We start from the raw sequence: 16,671 nt of genomic DNA, 5'->3' as shown, positions 1-16,671 counted from the left end.
CAGTCACGGCCAATAATCCCCTCCCTTTTACCTGGATCCTGCCTGAAGTGCAGGATCTTTTTTAATTCATCAATTTCACCTGATCCTTGCGTTTCCGCTTCGCCTGGACAAACCGTTGATAAAGAGTCATCACAAATTCTGGAAACGATGGTCCCGCGGTTTAAGCTTTTAAACCAGAAATTTATGTTCCTGCTTCAGAATAGTTCGTTCATCCGCTAACAAGTTGTTTTTATTTTTCAAATATGATAAAAGTTAAACAAAGGGAGGATTTAAGAAATGAAAAAACTGCTCGCGATCCTGGCTGCCTGCGCCATGGCCATGGGCCTGACAGCCTGCGCTTCAACGCCGAAGGAGGATACGCCAACGCCGACGCCAGAGGAATCTACCGCTCCTGTGGTCGAAAGCTTTTCCGCCGAATATGAAATGGTCGGCACCACCTCGGCCGGCAAGCCGAAAAACGACACGTTTATCTTTGAAGGTAAAACGACCGACGGCATCATCACCGAACTGAACTTCGATATCATCCGCAACAAGGGACTGGAAGGAGAATACTCCAAGAAAGACATCATGGGCTATCAGATGAACGTCTCCGACGCCGCTGTGACTAAAACCGGCGATGGCTTTGAGCTGACAAATCTGGGCATGAACGGCTATGAAACGAAATTCGGACAGTACATGATCACCGCCGTCTGCAAGGATCTGACCGACGCTTCGACGTTTAAGGATCTGACAATCACCAACTACACCGGCGAACAGCTGAACATGGAAGATTCGCTGATGATTTATCAATATCTGGCCAACGAAGCCAAGCTTCAGCTGACGGAGGATACGCCGCTGAAGGATCTGCTTGCGCTTTTTGATCTCTATAAAGACGGCGCGTTTGTGGAAGGCACAAAGCGTGTTTCCTTCGCCGGCTTCCATGGCGGACGCAGCTATGGCGAACAGATCGACGCGATCGCGGATTACATCTTGGCTAACAACATGACGCTTCAAGACGTCTATGAAATGTTCAAAACAGTAAACCAGCAGAGCGAGCCGATCGAGGAACGTGATACGATCACCGGCGCGACCATCGCGTTTGTCGGCGATTTCCAGCGGATGGTCTACATGGCGATCCATGGCGAATTATTTGAAGGCGTCACCAATCACAGCACCGCGGAGGGTGTCACTACGGTGGAAGTCGTGACGCAGGGCTATGCCGGAGAAATTGAAACGCATGTCAGCTTCGATGACAGCACGAAAAAAATCACGGCGATCACAGTCCGTGACGATCAGGAAACCGATACGGTCGGCGGCCTGTTAACTGCGGAAGGTTCAGAATTCATTCAGAAGCTGATCGACAATCAGGAAGCGCCGGATTCCGTCGATGCGGTTGCCGGGGCGACAAAAACATCCAACGGACTGGTAAAAGCGGTTCAGTTCGCTATCGAATATTACAACAGTTTATAGGCTGAAAATAAAGAAAGAGACTGTAACGTGAAAGGTAAAAACCGAAACGTTCCAGTCTTTTTTCTTCTTTATGCTATTCCCATCCGGAAATTCTCACCGATTCACCAGGCACAGACAAATAGCACAGATCCCCTGACAGGCGTGGCCGGTCAAAGGTCCGCGATCCGATCGCTGATCGTGGAGTCATCTTCAATAATGCCTATTGTTTTTATCGTCAAGGCGCATTTTCTCAATCGCTTTCAACCTGAATCAGAAAATCGGCCAGCGCCTGCGCCAGAAGCGATGGATCCTCATACGCCATGTTGTGACCGACGCCGGACAAAATGCGCACGCTGATGCCATGATGAGCCAGTTCCTCGACATCCGGATCCGGCAGCGATTTCTCCCCGAACAAAAACGTCTTCGGACAATCCAGATCATAGAGACGCTGCCGCCATGACGGCTTTCCGCCCCGCACCGCATCCACGGAAAGCCGGTGCATCGCTTCCGGCAGCCAGGTCCGCAGCGTGAGGGCCCAGGTTGGCGGAATTCCATGGGGTTTTCCTACCGTGTCGAACAGATGGGGATAGGCTTTTTCCACAAATACAGCTTCGCTGAACTGCGCCGTTTTGTAGCTGGGCTGATCGGATGGACTGGGATCGAGATTCGCTTCGCTGAGAATCAAGCCCCGGACGTGGGCACGGCAGTTTTCTGCGGCGCTTAATGCGATGGGCCCGCCGAGACTGTGACCATACAGAATTACAGAACCGCTGAACCGCTCGCGGATCAGCTCGGTCAGAACCTGCGCATGAGCCGCGACGGTATAGGTAAACTCCCGCGGTTTCTCACTTTCGCCCGCGCCGATTAAATCGATCAGGACGCAATGTTTTCCCCGCAAGGCCGGTGCGGAAGCCACCTGGGAATAATCCAGGCCGCCGGTACACCCAATTCCGTGAATCAGAATCAGCGCCGGGCCGGTTCCCGGCCTTTCCTCATAACGCAAAAACGCCTGCGCTGAAGGACTGAAAAACTCCTGAAGCATCGTTTCTTCCCCTCTTTCTATCGCATGGATGACGCTGATCTTTCACGATCAGCCCGTGTCAACGAACAATCCGATGACTCACTCGGGTCTGATATTGCTTTCACATCGGTCGGTCTGAGCGGCAGCGTAAACTTAAAATGCCGGCACGTCATTCCCTGCTTTTTATAAAAGGCATGACTGGAAGTCCGGCGTTGATTGCACGCGCATTCCAGCTGCGGACAGCCTGCCTGCGCCGCGATTTCTTTCGCCTTCCCGAATAACAACTTTCCCAGGCCCTGACCGCGGGCTTGTTCGTCGACGACCAGCTCCTGAATCTCCGCGATCGGCGCTATGTGATGAAGCAGCTTCTGCACGTGCACGCTCACAAAGCCGCGAATTTTTCCTTCTGACAGCGCGGTCAGATACACAATCTGCGGGTTATTCAAATTTTCCAGATAAACACCGTTAAAAACTTCCCGATCCATCGGCGCTTCCTCCAGCTGTTCGATCAGCCGGGCAACGGCTTCCCGATCTTCCGCTTCTGCCTTACGAATTTCAATCATGAACATATCCCTCCTGTCCGCAAATTTCCAGTTTTATTCATTATACCATGATTAGGGCATGACACCGCCTTTTGCCGCTTGTTCCCTGAGGCTTGAAATGCTATACTCAATGATTATAAGGGGGATTGTTCTAATGAAATACAAATGTGTCGTCGTCGATCTCGACCAGACGCTGCTTCACGAAGATAAATCATTGTCTCAAAAAACCATAGACGCCTTCGCTAAACTGCCGCCGGAAACGGAAATTGTCGTGGCGACCGGCCGGGCGATCATACGGACTCAGCGCTATGCCGATCTGATTCACGCCCGTTCGATGATCTGCACCAATGGTTCGATCGTCTATCATCAAGGCGAGGTCATTCACCGCACGGAAATTGACAATCAGAAAGTAATCGATCTGATTCAAGTTGTCCGGAAAATCGAGCCGGTGCATATTACGCTGTTCTATCCGACGCAAGGGTATACGACCAACGAGTATTACATCAACAAAGGCGAATCGCTGCGGCTGGATCTTGATCATTTTGAAACGCATGAGATCCAGAAAATCTTCATCGTAACGTCCAATCACGCGGCAGTTGAGGCGATTGACTTTTCCAGTTATGGCATGAAAGCCGTTCCGTTAACCGAAAATCCGGACATCTTTGTCATTACGGCAGATCAGGTCAATAAAGGCAGTGCGCTGCGGGCGCTATGTGATCATCTGGGGCTGGATTTAAGCGAGGTTGTCGCTTTTGGGGATGATTACAACGATCTGGAAATGCTTCAAGAAGCGGGCTGCGGCGTCGCGATGGCCAATGCCGTTGGGGAAATCTCAGCGTCTGCCGATCAGCACACACTGAGCAATGAAGATGACGGCGTTGCCTGGTGGTTAGAAAAACACCTCGCCGATTTTCAATAACGAATACCGCCGGGATTTTCGTTAACTCTTAACGGCCCAACCAAATCTCATTCGATCAAAACAGCCGCGGCCGGATTTCTCCAGACCGCGGCTGTTTGTATTCTCAGACGCGCTGCGTCTTTATTTTGCCTGAAGCTCTTTGCGCATGGCTGAATAGCCAATCCACACCGTCCACACATAAGCGCAGGTCTTCGGAATCATCAACATTCCAATTAACGGAAGGGTATCCGCCCACAGCACAACCGGAATATAAAAGCCGAAACTGAGAATGATCGTCAGGCTCATGAAGCGAAACGCCGCGTCGTGATGCTCCTTCGTGCTCTGATAAAACAACACGATGATCAACAATCCCAGTAAAGCAAATGGGATGTTGCGGTAAATTCCCCAGGATAGCGGAGCGTTGGCGCTGGTCCAGCCATTCTGCGGGAACAGACACAGCGCGATCCGCAGCGCCGCCAGCAGATAGACAACCCTGGTCAGTCCCTGCTTTCCCCTCACCTGATACCGCTGACGCCAGACATAATACAATAAAACATAGAAAATCGTCATCGTGATGGATGTGATGAATTTTCCAATTCCCAACGCGAACGTATAATTTTCCAATCCCGTCGTACACAACGCAAGCGCCCGGGGCACAAGATGGAATGCATCCCCTGCGCCTAAGGTCACCGCCATGATGCCGAACAAAACATACTGACGATGCCCGCGCCCGGCGCGGATCATGATCAGTCCGAGCGTGATCACCGTACAAAGATAAACGATGTCGAATACAGTTTCTACAATAGCCTGCATGATTTTTCCTCCTTTTATGAACGTTGTTCATTATAGGCGTCAAGATCGATTCTGTCAACACTTTTACGGCTTTTTCATCCCTTTCTTTTTTTGTTCATTTTTAGCGTCAGCGTTGACTTTCAGGCTTCTTCTTCCTATAATGAACATAGTTCATATCATGAAAGGAGGATTTCTTTGCCTAAACTCTTGCCGAATTTAAGACAGACTTTAATCGAAAAAGCAATCGAGCTGTCGCGCACCGGCGGCTTAAGCGGATTAAAGCTGCGTGATTTAGCCCGCGAATGCAATATCGCGTTAGGCACATTGTATAACTATTATCCGACGAAAGACAGTCTGGTTCTGGACGTGGTCCAGCAGTTCTGGCAAAATTGTTTTCACCAGAAGACGTTTCCCGAGGGCGACGTTTTAGTCAAGCTGGACTGGCTTTATTCCACAATGAAGGAAAGTGTCGACGAATTCTCGGCAGAATTTCTGCATGCCGCCTCCGGGTTATCTCCTGCGGCTTTAGAAGAAGCCAAGAGCCGGGAACTGCACGCCCAGAAACATCTGACCCATCAGTTGGCCTTAGCGCTCAAGGCTAGCTTTCCTGATGAAACTGACGATCAGCTCAACGAGCGGGCAGCTTTCCTGTTTTACAGCCTGCTGGGTTGTCTGGAAAACCGCGGTTACTGCTATGCTTCGCTGCGGGAATGGCTAAAAGTCGTCCTGGCGTCAGCTGAACAAACTCAAAACCAATAAAAAAGAAAGGAAATTCATTGAATGAAAAAACTGATCAATACCGCTTTTATCTATGCCCTGGCCGCCATGGCCGCCGGCGTCTTCTACCGCGAAGTTACGCGGATGCTCAATTATACAGGCCGGACTTATCTGTCGCTGGCTCATGGCCATCTGTTTCTGTTAGGCGTCTTATTTTTCCTGATCGTCGCGCTGTTAAGCAAGTTCATTGATTTCACCGAAACCGCTTCTTTCCGCAAGGCATTCATCGTTTATAACGTCGGCCTGATCTGGACTGTCGCCTTGTTCTTAGTTCACGGTTGGATGGAAGTGCAGGGAATGGCAGTCGGCGCCATGATCGCCGGGATCGCCGGTTTAGGCCATATTTTATGGGGCGTCGGGTTAGTCTGGATCCTGAATCTGATCCGTTCCCGCGCTTAATTGACACTTAAGAAGCGCTGCTCTTTCGCTTTGGCGGTGATCTTCGGCTATTCAGCTTCTCGTTCAGATTCTCCCGGAATTGAAAACAAAGCCTGATCCCGCCGGTGCGCAAAAGAGCGCACAAATTAATAAAGAACTTGACTGGAAAGTAGTCAAGTTCTTTTACTTTGGATTAGACAGCGCAATTCACCCGGAATTACATTACCAGCCGGATTTTTCCCGATTCAGCGGTTCATTCTTGCCTTTATGCCTGATTCAGGATTTCCGTCAGCGTCGTATACAGCTGGCTGACGTCGATCGGCTTGGCAATGTGGGCGTTCATTCCCGCTTCCTTGGCCCGCGCGATATCCTCAACAAACGCATTCGCTGTCATAGCCAGAATCGGCAGCGTTTTAGCGTTGGGATGATTCGAATTCCGGATAGCCTGAGTCGCTTCATAGCCATTCATAACCGGCATCTGGATATCCATCAGGACCAGATCAAAGTAATCCGCCTCAGAATTTAATATCTGATCCACCGCATCCTGACCATTGAGGGCATGTTCCACCTGCATATCCGCCATTCTTAAAATCTCCGTCGCAATTTCCATATTCAATTCGTTATCTTCAACCAATAAGACCCGCCGGCCGGAAAGATCGTGCGGCGTAACTGTCTTGGGTAAGTCCAGAGCCGGGGCGGACTCGAAATTCGGACGGCGCGTTACCGCCATCAGCGTATTATAAATCGTTGAGGCAAACATCGGCTTGGAAATGAACGCGTTCGCTCCCGCTTCCCGGGCCGCCTGTTCGATCGGACTCCAATCGTAAGCTGATATGATGATAATCAACGTATCCGCTCCGACAAGCTTGCGAATCTGGCGCGTCGTTTCAATGCCGTCCATATCCGGCATCTGCCAGTCGATGAAGCAGACGTCAAATTCGTCGTCCGTTCCATGCGCATCCGCAATAACCTGCACCGCGGCTTCGCCCGTCAGAACCCACTTTGCCTGAATTCCCATTTTTTCCAACAGGATCGACGTATGGATACAGGTGTCCTGATCATCGTCGACAACCAGAACGCCCAGCGTTTCCAGCTTCTGCGTCTCAGAAACGTGCGCCGAAGCTTCCATCCGATCAAACGCCAGCTCGACGATAAACGTCGTCCCTTCGTTTTCTTTACTGAAGACCTGAATGGTTCCGCCTAAAAGCGATACCAGATTCTTCGTGATCGACATTCCCAATCCCGTTCCGCCAAACCGCTGCGAAATTGATCCATCCGCCTGTTCAAACGGCATATAGAGCTTCTGTAAAAATTTCTCGTTCATGCCGATCCCCGTATCGCTGACGGTAAAGCGCAGGCGCACCTGATTGTTGCGGAAACCGATCTGCCGGACTTCCAGGCGAATCTTTCCATTTTCCGGCGTGAACTTGACGGCGTTGGACAACAGATTCAGTAAAATCTGATTCACGCGCATTGCGTCGCCGATAATGACTTCTTCAGTGAAATCAACGACCGTCGCTTCAAAATTCTGATTGCGGGAACGAGCCTGAGAATCAATGATCGCGGTTATGGACTGAATCAGCTGACGGAATTCAAACGGTTCGCGGCTGATCGTCAGCTTGCCTTCTTCAATTTTTGACATATCCAGCACGTCGTTGATCAGCGAAAGGAGGTGTTTGGAAGAGAACCCGATCTTTGTCAGACAATCCTCTACCCGCCGCTGATCCTGAATGTTCGCCGCGGCGATCGTCGCCATCCCGATAATCGCATTCATCGGCGTGCGGATTTCGTGGCTCATCCGCGATAAAAAGTCTTTTTTCGCATCGTTGGCTTTCTGCGCCAGAGCCAGAGCGTCGCGCAGATTCTGCTGCGCCAGAAGCGCCTCAGTCTGATCGCTGATGCTGATAATATACCGTACAACCTGATCGTCAACTAAAATCGGATAAACTTTTAATAACAGCCAGCTCTCCCGTTGTCCATGGACTTCCAGCTTGAGGTTCAGCTCAGCCTGGCTGCGGAGAACGCCGGAATGAAATAATTGATAGAGTGCGGTGCTGTCCGTTTCCGAAAGCCGCGACATAAAATTATCATAGTCTTCCAACTGTTCCTCATCCAATCCCAGAATCCGCGTGCAGTTGGGACTGATATATTCCATCAGCTTGTCCTTTAAACTATAAATAAAGAAGACGTCATCGACGTTCGTGGACAGTAAATCGAACATTTTTTCCCGATCGGCGACGTCATGAACGCGGCGGCGTTCGAGATTGCGCGTCGTTTTGATACTTAATACAATAATGAAAAGGGAAAGCAGAATCGCGGTGATGATCGCCAGCGAACTTGTTCTTTTCATCTCTTTTTCAAGCGATAAAATTTTCTGATTGGCAAACGTGATAATCGTTGTCAGCGTGTCGCTGACTTCATCGTAAATCGGATAGATATTCTCATTCAAATAATCGTTAATTTCAACGTTCGTAAGGTTGGGAACCTGTTGAAGCAAGACCGCCTGCGCCTCGATCAGCGCATTCATTTTTTCCTGCAGGCGTTCGGTATCCGCCGCTGGCCCCAAATAATTTTCGGCAATCCGATCCAGCGACTGCTGCTGCATCGTATACCGGCTGTTCAGCAGGTCTTCTGTTTCTTCAATGGAATGGAAGCTGTCCGTCAGGAAAATACTGATGAACTGTTTCATGTCCAAAAGCCGCGAACGCATTTCGCGGGAGGAATTGGAAACTGTATATGGATGATCATAAATACGGGAAGCCGCGGCCTCCATGTTCCGTATGGAATAAATGCAACTCAATGAAAAAATAATCGAAATGACGCAAATAACCAGCGTACTGGCCACAGTTGCTTTACTGGAAGCAAAGTTAGACTTCATCTTTTTTCTCCCTTACTTGTTTGATCAGCACCTGAGGTTCATTTTAGCCTTTTTTCTAAGTGCGATGGCCGAAAATTCTTCAATCCTATTCATTATAAATTAAAATAAGAAAAAAACAATTCCATATTGAAAAAACATCTGTTTTTACGGATATTGTTAGTTTTTATACCATTTAAGCTATAATATTTTACAAATGCTATACTTATCTAAATCACACATCGGCGGCATATAAGTTGCCACCGGCAAAAGGAACTTACCATCTATGTACTCGGCTGCGCCGAGTATGTCGGAATAATCCTCCGTGGCGCAGCCTTTAATATAAACCTGGCACTTTTGTGTAGAGCCATCTGTGGTAATATAGATTCGGTCAACAATCGAGTGTACCAAAGTGAATAAAGTTTCCGGCTGTGCGTCCTTTGCAAATTCCTCAAAAGACAGCAGCCGTTTTTTTATGCTGTTCAATTCATGGATGAGGTAGTGATTTTCAGACTGGGTATTCTCAATGCGGCGCAGGTCTGCCTCCCGCTTAGCAAGGTCATCTGTAAGCACTTTTATATCGTCCTGGATAAAACGCTTGAGAGCGTCGTCCGCTTCACGCAGATTGCGTACCTGTGCGGCAATATCTGCATTTAACCGCTCAATCGCTTTCTTTGTTTCCTGGTATTCTTTCTCGCCTTGGTCGGTGCGGATCATGCTGGCAACCCGGTTCTCCAAAAGCTGCCGATAATAATCGGAATGTTCTTCTTGTAAACTGGAAAGCGAGTGGATGACGAATTCATCTAACGTTACGCCCTCAACCCCTTTGAAGGTACATTCTTTTGCCCGCGCCCCAGGGCAGGCGTATTTGAAGCGGGGCTTACCGTTTGTCCAACGGTTAGATTCCGGCAGCACCCGCAGACGCTTTCCGCAAATTGGGCAATACATCAGGCCAGACAGCAGAGCATTGGTCTTTCTATGGGGCCTGTTATACTTTTCTGCAATCTCATCCAACATATTTTGTGTTTCTACCCATTTTCGGGAGCTGATAAAACCTTCGTGGCGTCCGACGGAAACAATCCATTCACTAATCGGTTTCTTGGTAAGAAGCTGGGAAAACTTCGGGTTGAAGAACGTGGAATCCTCATCCTCGACTTTCATCTGGTCGGTCTTGTTATAAGCGGAAAGGCCATGCTTCCCGTCAAACTCATGTGCTTCTCCAAATAGATTCCCGTCATGCTCCAGGAAGTAATTATAGGAATACTCGTCGGCTACACAGTAGATGGGATTTCGCAAAATCAGCCGGATGGTAGAAGTGGTAAACTTCGCCCCGTGTTTCGTTTCATATTTCTCACTAATGAGATTTGCTGTTTGCAGCAGGGAACGTGTTTCCCAAAAGGTACGGTAGATTTCCAGCACAATCTCTTTTTCTTCTTCAATGGGGACAAGAAAGCTGATGGCGCTTTTATTTTTTCCGCTCCCCGTTGTCACACGCTTGGAAGAAAATCCGGTGGGCGTTTTACCGCCCAGCCAACGCCCGTCCTTAGCCAGTTCCATTAAATTATCCTGGATACGCTCAGTGAGGATGTCGCGCTCAAACTCAGCGATGATAGCCAGTACCTGAATGATGATTTTGGAAGTGCTGATCTGTGTATTGATGTTATTGGAGCAAACCAAAAGCGTCACATCGTGGCGCTCAAAGTATTCCAAAAGCCGCATGAGATCAGATGTTTTTCGGCTGATCCGGTCTAACTTATAGCAGGCTACCGCTTTGATCTTTCCCATTTCAACATCCCGTAGAAGCCGCTGGAAATCAGGCCGGTCGGAATAGTAGCCGCTCAAGCCTTTGTCCTCATACTGGATAAACTCATAATCCTCCGGTAAAGAAAGTTGATTGACAGCATAATCGGCGCTTTGCTTGAACTGGACGCCAATGCTGTCACCTTTATTTGTAATGCGGGATTTCCTCGCATAGATGGCTACCAGCCTATCGTCTATACCAGCCTGGATTCTTGCCTTTCGTTTCATTTTCAAATGTCCTCCTTTCCAGGGCAGCTATACAGCAGCCCCTTTCTTCATTTATTATAGAAACGCCCTCATTTTTGTTCAAAGGTGCGATTATCCTCTTTTAACGTGGAAAGCAGCGCCTTTAATTCCTCGGCACTTAATTTCCGCAGTTCGCGGGATAGAAATTCGGCGCGCTTTTCTGCGAACCGGCGCATGGGCTGTTCGCTCTCCTTCCCGGTGTGGAATACGATCTCCATAAGTTGTCCTCCGGTCATTGGTGCCGTTTGACAACTTCATAATCAAAGCCAGGGCGCTGGCCGCAATAGGTGCAGATGTCCCGTTCCTGCTGCGCAGGGTTTACCCGTTTCAAATAATAAGAGCCTGTACCATAAAAATTGTTGGCACAGGCCGGGCAAAGGCACATGATTAAATTTTCGGGAACCTCCTCGATCAGCCCTACGCTGACTGCCAGGGCATGGTTGATTCTGCGGATATGCTTTTCTTCCAGCCTGCCGATGTACGTTTCCAACCGCTTCTTATCAATGGTGCGAAGCTGCTCTAAAAGAACAAGAGAAGGCAGCTCCAGGCCGTTCTCTGCCTTTAACAGATAGTGGGTGGGCAGCTTTGCCTTTGCGTCCACCTTGCTGGAAATAGCCGCCACAATGACGGTGGGGCTATATTTGTTTCCTGTATTGTTCTGGAGAATGAGGACAGGGCGGCGTCCTTCCTGTTCGGAGCCGATTCCCCGGCCCAGATCGGCATAGTACATTTCGCCGCGCAAGTACGTTTTGTTCATGGTATTTAACCTCCCTTTGAAAATTCAGGCGGCAAAAGCCGCCTATGTAGAGGCCGTACAGCAGAACAGAATGAAGGCCGGGGAGAGATAAAACATTTCTCCTGTTTTCATTGGCCCGTCCTGCCGCACGGCCCATATTTCAAAGCGTTCCTACTTGTCCTCGACACCCCGGAACACTGTGGGAAGTCATCAAACGGCTGGCAGCTCACCAGCTCCACGGGGAATCTCACCCCTCGCGTGGTTCTCACGCAACCGCCCCCATTGCCTGCGACGGATCACGGCCAAAAAGGTGGCCGCTTCAACGCTCGGACGTTAGGCTGGACGGGAGTATCATTGTCCCCGCTGCCGGTCATGGCCGTACCGGGAGCCGCCCGGTACTGACAGTCTGCTGTTTCTCGCTCCTTGCCGGGAAGAACAAACCTAAGACCTACATTTCTTTTTCGGTGGTGTCTCGTTGTTTTCCCCCGGCAGATCGCCGCGCAGCAACCGTCTGGGCTTTGGCTTTCGCCAAAGCAGCGGGAATGTGCCTGATGAATGGGCATGCAATTTTCAAGGTTCTGGGAGAGGTCATAGAAAAACCTCTCACCCTTTTTGCCGTTGGGTGAGAGGTTTGCACAACACTACTCTAAAATTTTTTTGAGTTTTTTGAGAACCTTCATTTTCCGAACATGAACAGCATTGCGGTACACGCCAAGTTCATCTGCGTATTGCCGCTCTGTCTTTTCCTCAAAGAACAAAGCCTGGATCAGCGCCTGTTCCTCTGGAGTCAACATGGAAAGCGCGGTATGTAGCCTGTCCGTTTCCATCTTGCGGAACACCACACTCTCCACGCTTTCCTGCCTGTCGGAAAACTGCTGGGCATTTTCATCCATCAGCCGGTCTAAAGAATCTTCGCGGCTGGGAATAATCTGCACCACCTGGCCCTCCTTTCCGAGAACGAACCGCTCGGTTTTCAAATCATTCTCAAAGTAGCGCATTTTCCGGTCGCCCTTCATATAGGCGGCATACACTTCATCCGTGACCTCGATAAATTGGCCGCGAATCCATATTCTTTTTTTGCCAGCGTCCACGCTGTGTACCTCCGTTTCGTCTGAATTTCAAGAAGAAATCCAGACGGACGGCGGCCCTCTGCAACATGGAAGGCTTGTCCCGCAGGGAAATACCAGAAAACCGCATTTCCCGACAAAGTAAAAGTGCACACACCAAAAGGCGCGTGCGCTCGGCTGTTGGTTTTTGCCTGATGATGGGTAAGGCCCGGAGAAAAGAAAAAAGCCTGTCGAACAAAAAAATACCGCAATCCCCGTAAGGACTGCGGTATGTACGAAATACGGTTTTTGTTTGGTTTTGGGCGGGAAGCCGCCCGGCTTTTTTCTTTCTGGCTCCATGCTATCCCCTTATGGGGATAAGCTGACAAGCACCACCACCTTTCCCCAAATTGAAATGTTGATAGAGGTAGTATAATGTATAAAAAAGAGGAAACAGCGAGGTTTCAAAGAGGATTTGCATAGTTTCATCGCAAGTTTAGACACGTCCCGTGTGTGATTTGTCAAACACAAGCGACAAGATATGAGATTTGAAAAATTGTCCCGAATGACCGCATTTTAAGGAAAGAAAAAACGCAGCCTCTATCAAGACTGCGCTTTGTGGATATTATGAAGTTGTTTGAAAGCGATACCCGATTTCACGAATACTCTCGATGATAAAGGAATGGTGCGGATCAGCGGAATAAAGTTTTTTGCGTAGGTTTCGGACATGGTAGCCTACGGTGCCTCGTTCATTGACAGTTAGAGTTTCGCCCCACACCTTTTCATAGATTTGGGAATAGCTTAATACCCGCCCATTATTAACTGCCAGCAGACAAAGGAGATTATATTCTTTTGTTGTTAAGGCCACTTCTTTCTGATTACAGCGCACCAGCCTTTGGCTGGGATCAATCTCAAGATCGGAGAGAGATAGCACCGGCTCCGAGGTAAACTCCCACTTTTTCAGTTCTGGATGAAGCTGCAAAAATGAAAGGAAATCTTCAAAAACCTTTTTTTCTTCCTCGTTCAGCTTCATAATGATTATTTCTCCGATGGTATCACCTCCTGGGCTTTCATCCAGGCAGCTTCTTTTAGTTTATTGAAACTTGTTTCACTAATAACGTGTTCCAGCCTGCAAGCGTCTTGCACTGCAATATCACGGGGAACCCCGGCTTCAATAAGCTGCTTTGTAAAAAACTGGTGCTTTTCATAGATTTGCTGGGCGATCTGTCGGCCCTGCTCTGTGAGGGAGAGTGTGCCATCGTCCTTTTTTAGCAGGCATTTCTTTTTAGACAGTTCCTTGACCGCCCGGCTCACAGAAGGCTTCGTCACGCCTAAATACCCTGCTACATCCACACACCGGATATAACCGTGTTTTTGTTGGAGTACAAGAACGGCTTCCAAATAGTCCTCCATAGAAGAAGTCAAAGATATGTTGCACATCTTATTGTCAGTGTTCATTACCCCAGTTTCCATCGAAAATCGCAGCATGCCTGCATCAACTCCTTATCATGGGTGATGACCCCTATCGTTTTGCCTTCGGCTGCGGCTACTGTCAATACGGCAGCGATTTTTCGCATGTTTCCCCCGTCCAGCCCGGACGTGGGTTCGTCGAAAAGCAGGATTTCCCTTCCGGATAACAAGCCGCAGGCGATAGAAAGTCTCTGCTTCTGGCCGCCAGAAAGGGCAGCCGGGTGTGTATCCTTGTAGGCATACAACCCCAGTGTTTTCAACAATGTTCTGGCATGTTCCAGCCGCCCGGAGGAAGCATCGGAATGGAGCAGCAATTCCTCCGTGACGCTGGTGGTAAAAAACTGGGTTCCTGTGTCGTTGGAACTGTACCACACCACTTTTCTGCGCTTCCCGGCAGGCAGCTTTTTTCCGCCGATATAAATTTCCCCACCGCTCTGCTTTTGCAGCCCCGCCAGAACCATGGCAAGGGTAGTTTTTCCCGCGCCGTTTCTGCCAGTCAGGGCGGTGATCTTCCCGGCGGGCAGAGAAAGATTCAGATTTTCAAAAATAAGGAGCTTTTTGCGCCTGCAGGTCAGATTCCGGCAGAAAAAATGTTCCTCCCCGGCGTTTGCAGGAACCCCCGGCAGGGAAGCCTCTGTTTCCGTGACTTCCCGCAGACCGTACCGCTTTCGTTCTTCCTCTGAAAGTTCCCTCATCTGCGCCGGCGTTTTTTCCCACTGGATGGTTCCTTCTGAAACATAGACGAAACGGTCGGCGATACCGCTTAGCCATGCCAGCCGGTGCTCCGCTATAATCAGGGTGTTTCCCTCGTCTTTCAATTTCCGAAGTATGCCCGCAAGCCTTGTAGCTCCCTCGCTGTCCAAGTTGGCCGTGGGCTCATCGCAGACATAGGTATGGGGGCGCAGTGCGTAGACCGAAGCAACCGCCACCCGCTGTTTCTCGCCGCTGGACAGCACATCCAGAGGACGCGCCCGCAGGGTCTCCAATCCCATGGAAGCGATAGCCTCATCCGTGCGTTTCCGTATTTCCTGTTTCGCCATCCCATAATTTTCACAAGCAAAGGCAACCTCCCCCGCAAGTTCCGAGGAAAAAAACTGACTCTTGGGATCCTGAAATACGCTGCCAATCTCCTGTCCAATCTTCCAAGCGGGAAGAGAAGCAATCTCTGTATAGTTTATCCAGAGGTCACCCTTTTTCGTTCCCTGATAATAGGACGGAGCCAGACCGTTGAGCAGCCTTGTCAGCGTCGTTTTCCCGCCGCCGGAAGGGCCTGTCAGCACGACACATTCCCCGTCGCAAACAGTAAGGTCAATCCCATGAACACCCTCTTCGCAGCCTTCATATTGAAATGACACATCCTTAAGAACAATCATATCCGTACACCTCCCGCAAAGAGAAATACCGCCGTCGCCCCAGTCCAGAGCGCCAGACAGATACCATCCAAGGCATCGGACCTCTTTCCATAATAGCTGCCCCGCTTTCCGGGACGCTCCGCCCCACGGGCCACCGCAGAGACCGAAAGTTGATCGGCAATCTGCAGACAGCGCAGCAGCAAGGGGACAAGCACATACTCACAGGATGCCGCCGGATGCCCCGCAAGCTGGATCGGCGTGGTCAATCCCCGGTTGCGCATGGAAAGCCAGACACTCCGCAATTCCGACTTCATAGTCGGAAAAAAACGGAACATGACCAGTAGGCCCAGAATGACAGGACTCGGCGTGTGGATACGGGATAAAAAGGCTGCCAGCTCTCCGGGCGGCGTGGTAATCAGATCCCATGATACCAGAAACACCGGCGTCAGGTTCCAGAACATCAGCACATAAAATTCCGAAAATACCGCCGGATGGAAATCGTGGAACCGGATCAGGTACAACAGAATCCCAAGCGCTGCGTAGAAAGCTGCCATGGAGCGCAGGAAACGCCAGTTTCGCTGCACTCCCAGATAAATGAATCCCGCGACTGTCAGAACGCAGGTCAGTAAAGTATCGGTAGTCAGGGATATGCCGATGATCGTACAGGCCAGTGCCCACAGCTTCACCGGGACGGCAAGATTCCTGCGGCCCATCAGAGGACTCCCGCTTTTTTGAAATGCTTGTTCACCAGCTTCCCGCCCACCAGGCTACCGAGGAAGCCGCCAAGCACGGTAAAGAGGATGATGAACGCAAGCCATCCCGGGGAGGTATAATAACGGACAAAGGAATCAATGTAGCTTTGCTCCATGCCGCTGGAGAGGGCAAAGGCTTCGTAGGTATCCCAGAAAAACCAGATCGGCAGAAGATTCACGCCGTTGTACAACAGGCTTGCCACCGACCAGGCCGCCGTCATTTTCTTTTTTGATTTCCAGCCATCCCTCCAAAGAATCGCCTCACAGATGATCCCCACCACAATGTAATACGGCAGCAGATACCAGTTTCCCATGATGAGGAACACAAGCCCCAGTATAGTCATGTAAATCAGCGTCACGAAACGCTTATGTACCCGGCTTACCACGAGAAAATAAACCGGGGCGCACAAAAACATGGTAAAGCCCACCGACAGCACCATGCTGACAAAATCGTTTGCCATGCAGACCATATTCACAATAAGCTGTATGACGATGAGCAGCACCGTAAGCAGCACCGTGGTGATTACATCCCTGACATTCCATTTCTGCGTTGTTTTCATTGAAATTTCCTCCTGATCT

General features: G+C 49.8%; 17 protein-coding genes. 4 read left to right on the top strand and 13 right to left on the bottom strand.

From position 1 onward, the window contains the following. Positions 1-276: 276 nt before the first annotated feature. Positions 277-1,449 (top strand): FMN-binding protein, encoded by a 1,173-nt coding sequence (locus I2G61_RS06455; RefSeq protein ID WP_072684643.1) that lies wholly within the window; start codon positions 277-279, stop codon positions 1,447-1,449. A 229-nt stretch (positions 1,450-1,678) separates the two neighbouring features. On the opposite strand, the gene I2G61_RS06450 is transcribed toward I2G61_RS06455, so the two are convergent. Together I2G61_RS06450 and I2G61_RS06445 are read right to left on the bottom strand one after the other, a co-directional pair. Beyond that, the gene (locus tag I2G61_RS06450; RefSeq protein WP_072684642.1) at positions 1,679-2,470 is read right to left on the bottom strand and encodes an alpha/beta fold hydrolase; all 792 of its coding nucleotides are present in this window, start codon (positions 2,468-2,470) and stop codon (positions 1,679-1,681) included. A 17-nt stretch (positions 2,471-2,487) separates the two neighbouring features. Then, positions 2,488-3,012, bottom strand: coding sequence for a GNAT family N-acetyltransferase (locus I2G61_RS06445; protein ID WP_072684641.1), 525 nt, complete (start codon positions 3,010-3,012; stop codon positions 2,488-2,490). Positions 3,013-3,145: 133 nt separating this feature from the next. Between I2G61_RS06445 and I2G61_RS06440 the strand changes: the two genes are divergently transcribed. Further along, a complete protein-coding gene (locus I2G61_RS06440; protein ID WP_072684640.1) occupies positions 3,146-3,910 on the top strand; it encodes an HAD family hydrolase in 765 nt (254 codons plus the stop codon). Positions 3,911-4,030: 120 nt separating this feature from the next. On the opposite strand, the gene I2G61_RS06435 is transcribed toward I2G61_RS06440, so the two are convergent. After that, entirely contained in the window at positions 4,031-4,702 is a 672-nt protein-coding gene (locus I2G61_RS06435) for a hypothetical protein (protein WP_195548061.1), read from the bottom strand. Between the two features lie 174 nt (positions 4,703-4,876). On the opposite strand from I2G61_RS06435, the gene I2G61_RS06430 reads away from it, so the two are divergent. Continuing rightward, positions 4,877-5,440: a TetR/AcrR family transcriptional regulator gene (locus I2G61_RS06430; protein WP_195548060.1), complete on the top strand. Its 564-nt coding sequence runs from the start codon at positions 4,877-4,879 to the stop codon at positions 5,438-5,440. A 21-nt stretch (positions 5,441-5,461) separates the two neighbouring features. Continuing rightward, positions 5,462-5,857, top strand: a complete 396-nt coding sequence (locus I2G61_RS06425) for a DUF2871 domain-containing protein (protein WP_072684637.1) — start codon at positions 5,462-5,464, stop codon at positions 5,855-5,857. A gap of 244 nt (positions 5,858-6,101) precedes the next feature. Here the strand turns inward: I2G61_RS06425 and I2G61_RS06420 are convergent, their stop codons facing one another. From I2G61_RS06420 to I2G61_RS06375, 10 genes are all read right to left on the bottom strand, one after another. Further along, positions 6,102-8,714 carry a response regulator gene (locus I2G61_RS06420; RefSeq protein WP_195548059.1) on the bottom strand — a complete coding sequence of 871 codons (2,613 nt, stop codon included), beginning with the start codon at positions 8,712-8,714 and terminating at the stop codon, positions 6,102-6,104. 177 nt (positions 8,715-8,891) lie between these two features. Beyond that, entirely contained in the window at positions 8,892-10,718 is a 1,827-nt protein-coding gene (locus tag I2G61_RS06415) for a recombinase family protein (RefSeq protein WP_195548058.1), read from the bottom strand. A 68-nt stretch (positions 10,719-10,786) separates the two neighbouring features. After that, a complete protein-coding gene (locus I2G61_RS06410) occupies positions 10,787-10,954 on the bottom strand; it encodes a hypothetical protein (RefSeq protein ID WP_187367950.1) in 168 nt (55 codons plus the stop codon). 14 nt (positions 10,955-10,968) lie between these two features. Then, entirely contained in the window at positions 10,969-11,493 is a 525-nt protein-coding gene (locus tag I2G61_RS06405) for a type II toxin-antitoxin system PemK/MazF family toxin (protein ID WP_148429242.1), read from the bottom strand. Positions 11,494-12,113: 620 nt separating this feature from the next. Next, on the bottom strand, positions 12,114-12,563 hold the full coding sequence (locus I2G61_RS06400) for an RNA polymerase sigma factor (RefSeq protein ID WP_148429244.1): 450 nt from the start codon (positions 12,561-12,563) through the stop codon (positions 12,114-12,116). A gap of 580 nt (positions 12,564-13,143) precedes the next feature. Beyond that, complete coding sequence (locus I2G61_RS06395; RefSeq protein WP_148429246.1) at positions 13,144-13,551, bottom strand: winged helix-turn-helix domain-containing protein; 408 nt, start codon at positions 13,549-13,551, stop codon at positions 13,144-13,146. A 5-nt stretch (positions 13,552-13,556) separates the two neighbouring features. Beyond that, a complete protein-coding gene (locus tag I2G61_RS06390) occupies positions 13,557-13,949 on the bottom strand; it encodes a metal-dependent transcriptional regulator (protein ID WP_148429389.1) in 393 nt (130 codons plus the stop codon). 26 nt (positions 13,950-13,975) lie between these two features. Then, on the bottom strand, positions 13,976-15,361 hold the full coding sequence (locus I2G61_RS06385; RefSeq protein WP_148429248.1) for an ABC transporter ATP-binding protein: 1,386 nt from the start codon (positions 15,359-15,361) through the stop codon (positions 13,976-13,978). After that, positions 15,358-16,053: an energy-coupling factor transporter transmembrane component T gene (locus I2G61_RS06380; protein WP_148429250.1), complete on the bottom strand. Its 696-nt coding sequence runs from the start codon at positions 16,051-16,053 to the stop codon at positions 15,358-15,360. Before I2G61_RS06380 ends, I2G61_RS06385 begins: the two co-directional genes overlap by 4 nt. Next, a complete protein-coding gene (locus I2G61_RS06375; protein ID WP_148429252.1) occupies positions 16,053-16,652 on the bottom strand; it encodes an MptD family putative ECF transporter S component in 600 nt (199 codons plus the stop codon). Before I2G61_RS06375 ends, I2G61_RS06380 begins: the two co-directional genes overlap by 1 nt. Between the last annotated feature and the right edge of the window lie 19 nt (positions 16,653-16,671).

The organism is Holdemania sp. 1001095H_141210_F2, from assembly GCF_015558105.1.
In the GTDB taxonomy this organism is placed as follows: Bacteria; Bacillota_I; Bacilli_A; order Erysipelotrichales; family Erysipelotrichaceae; genus Holdemania.
Note: the sequence above shows the minus strand (reverse complement) of the source record. Positions and strands in the feature narration are given on the sequence as shown.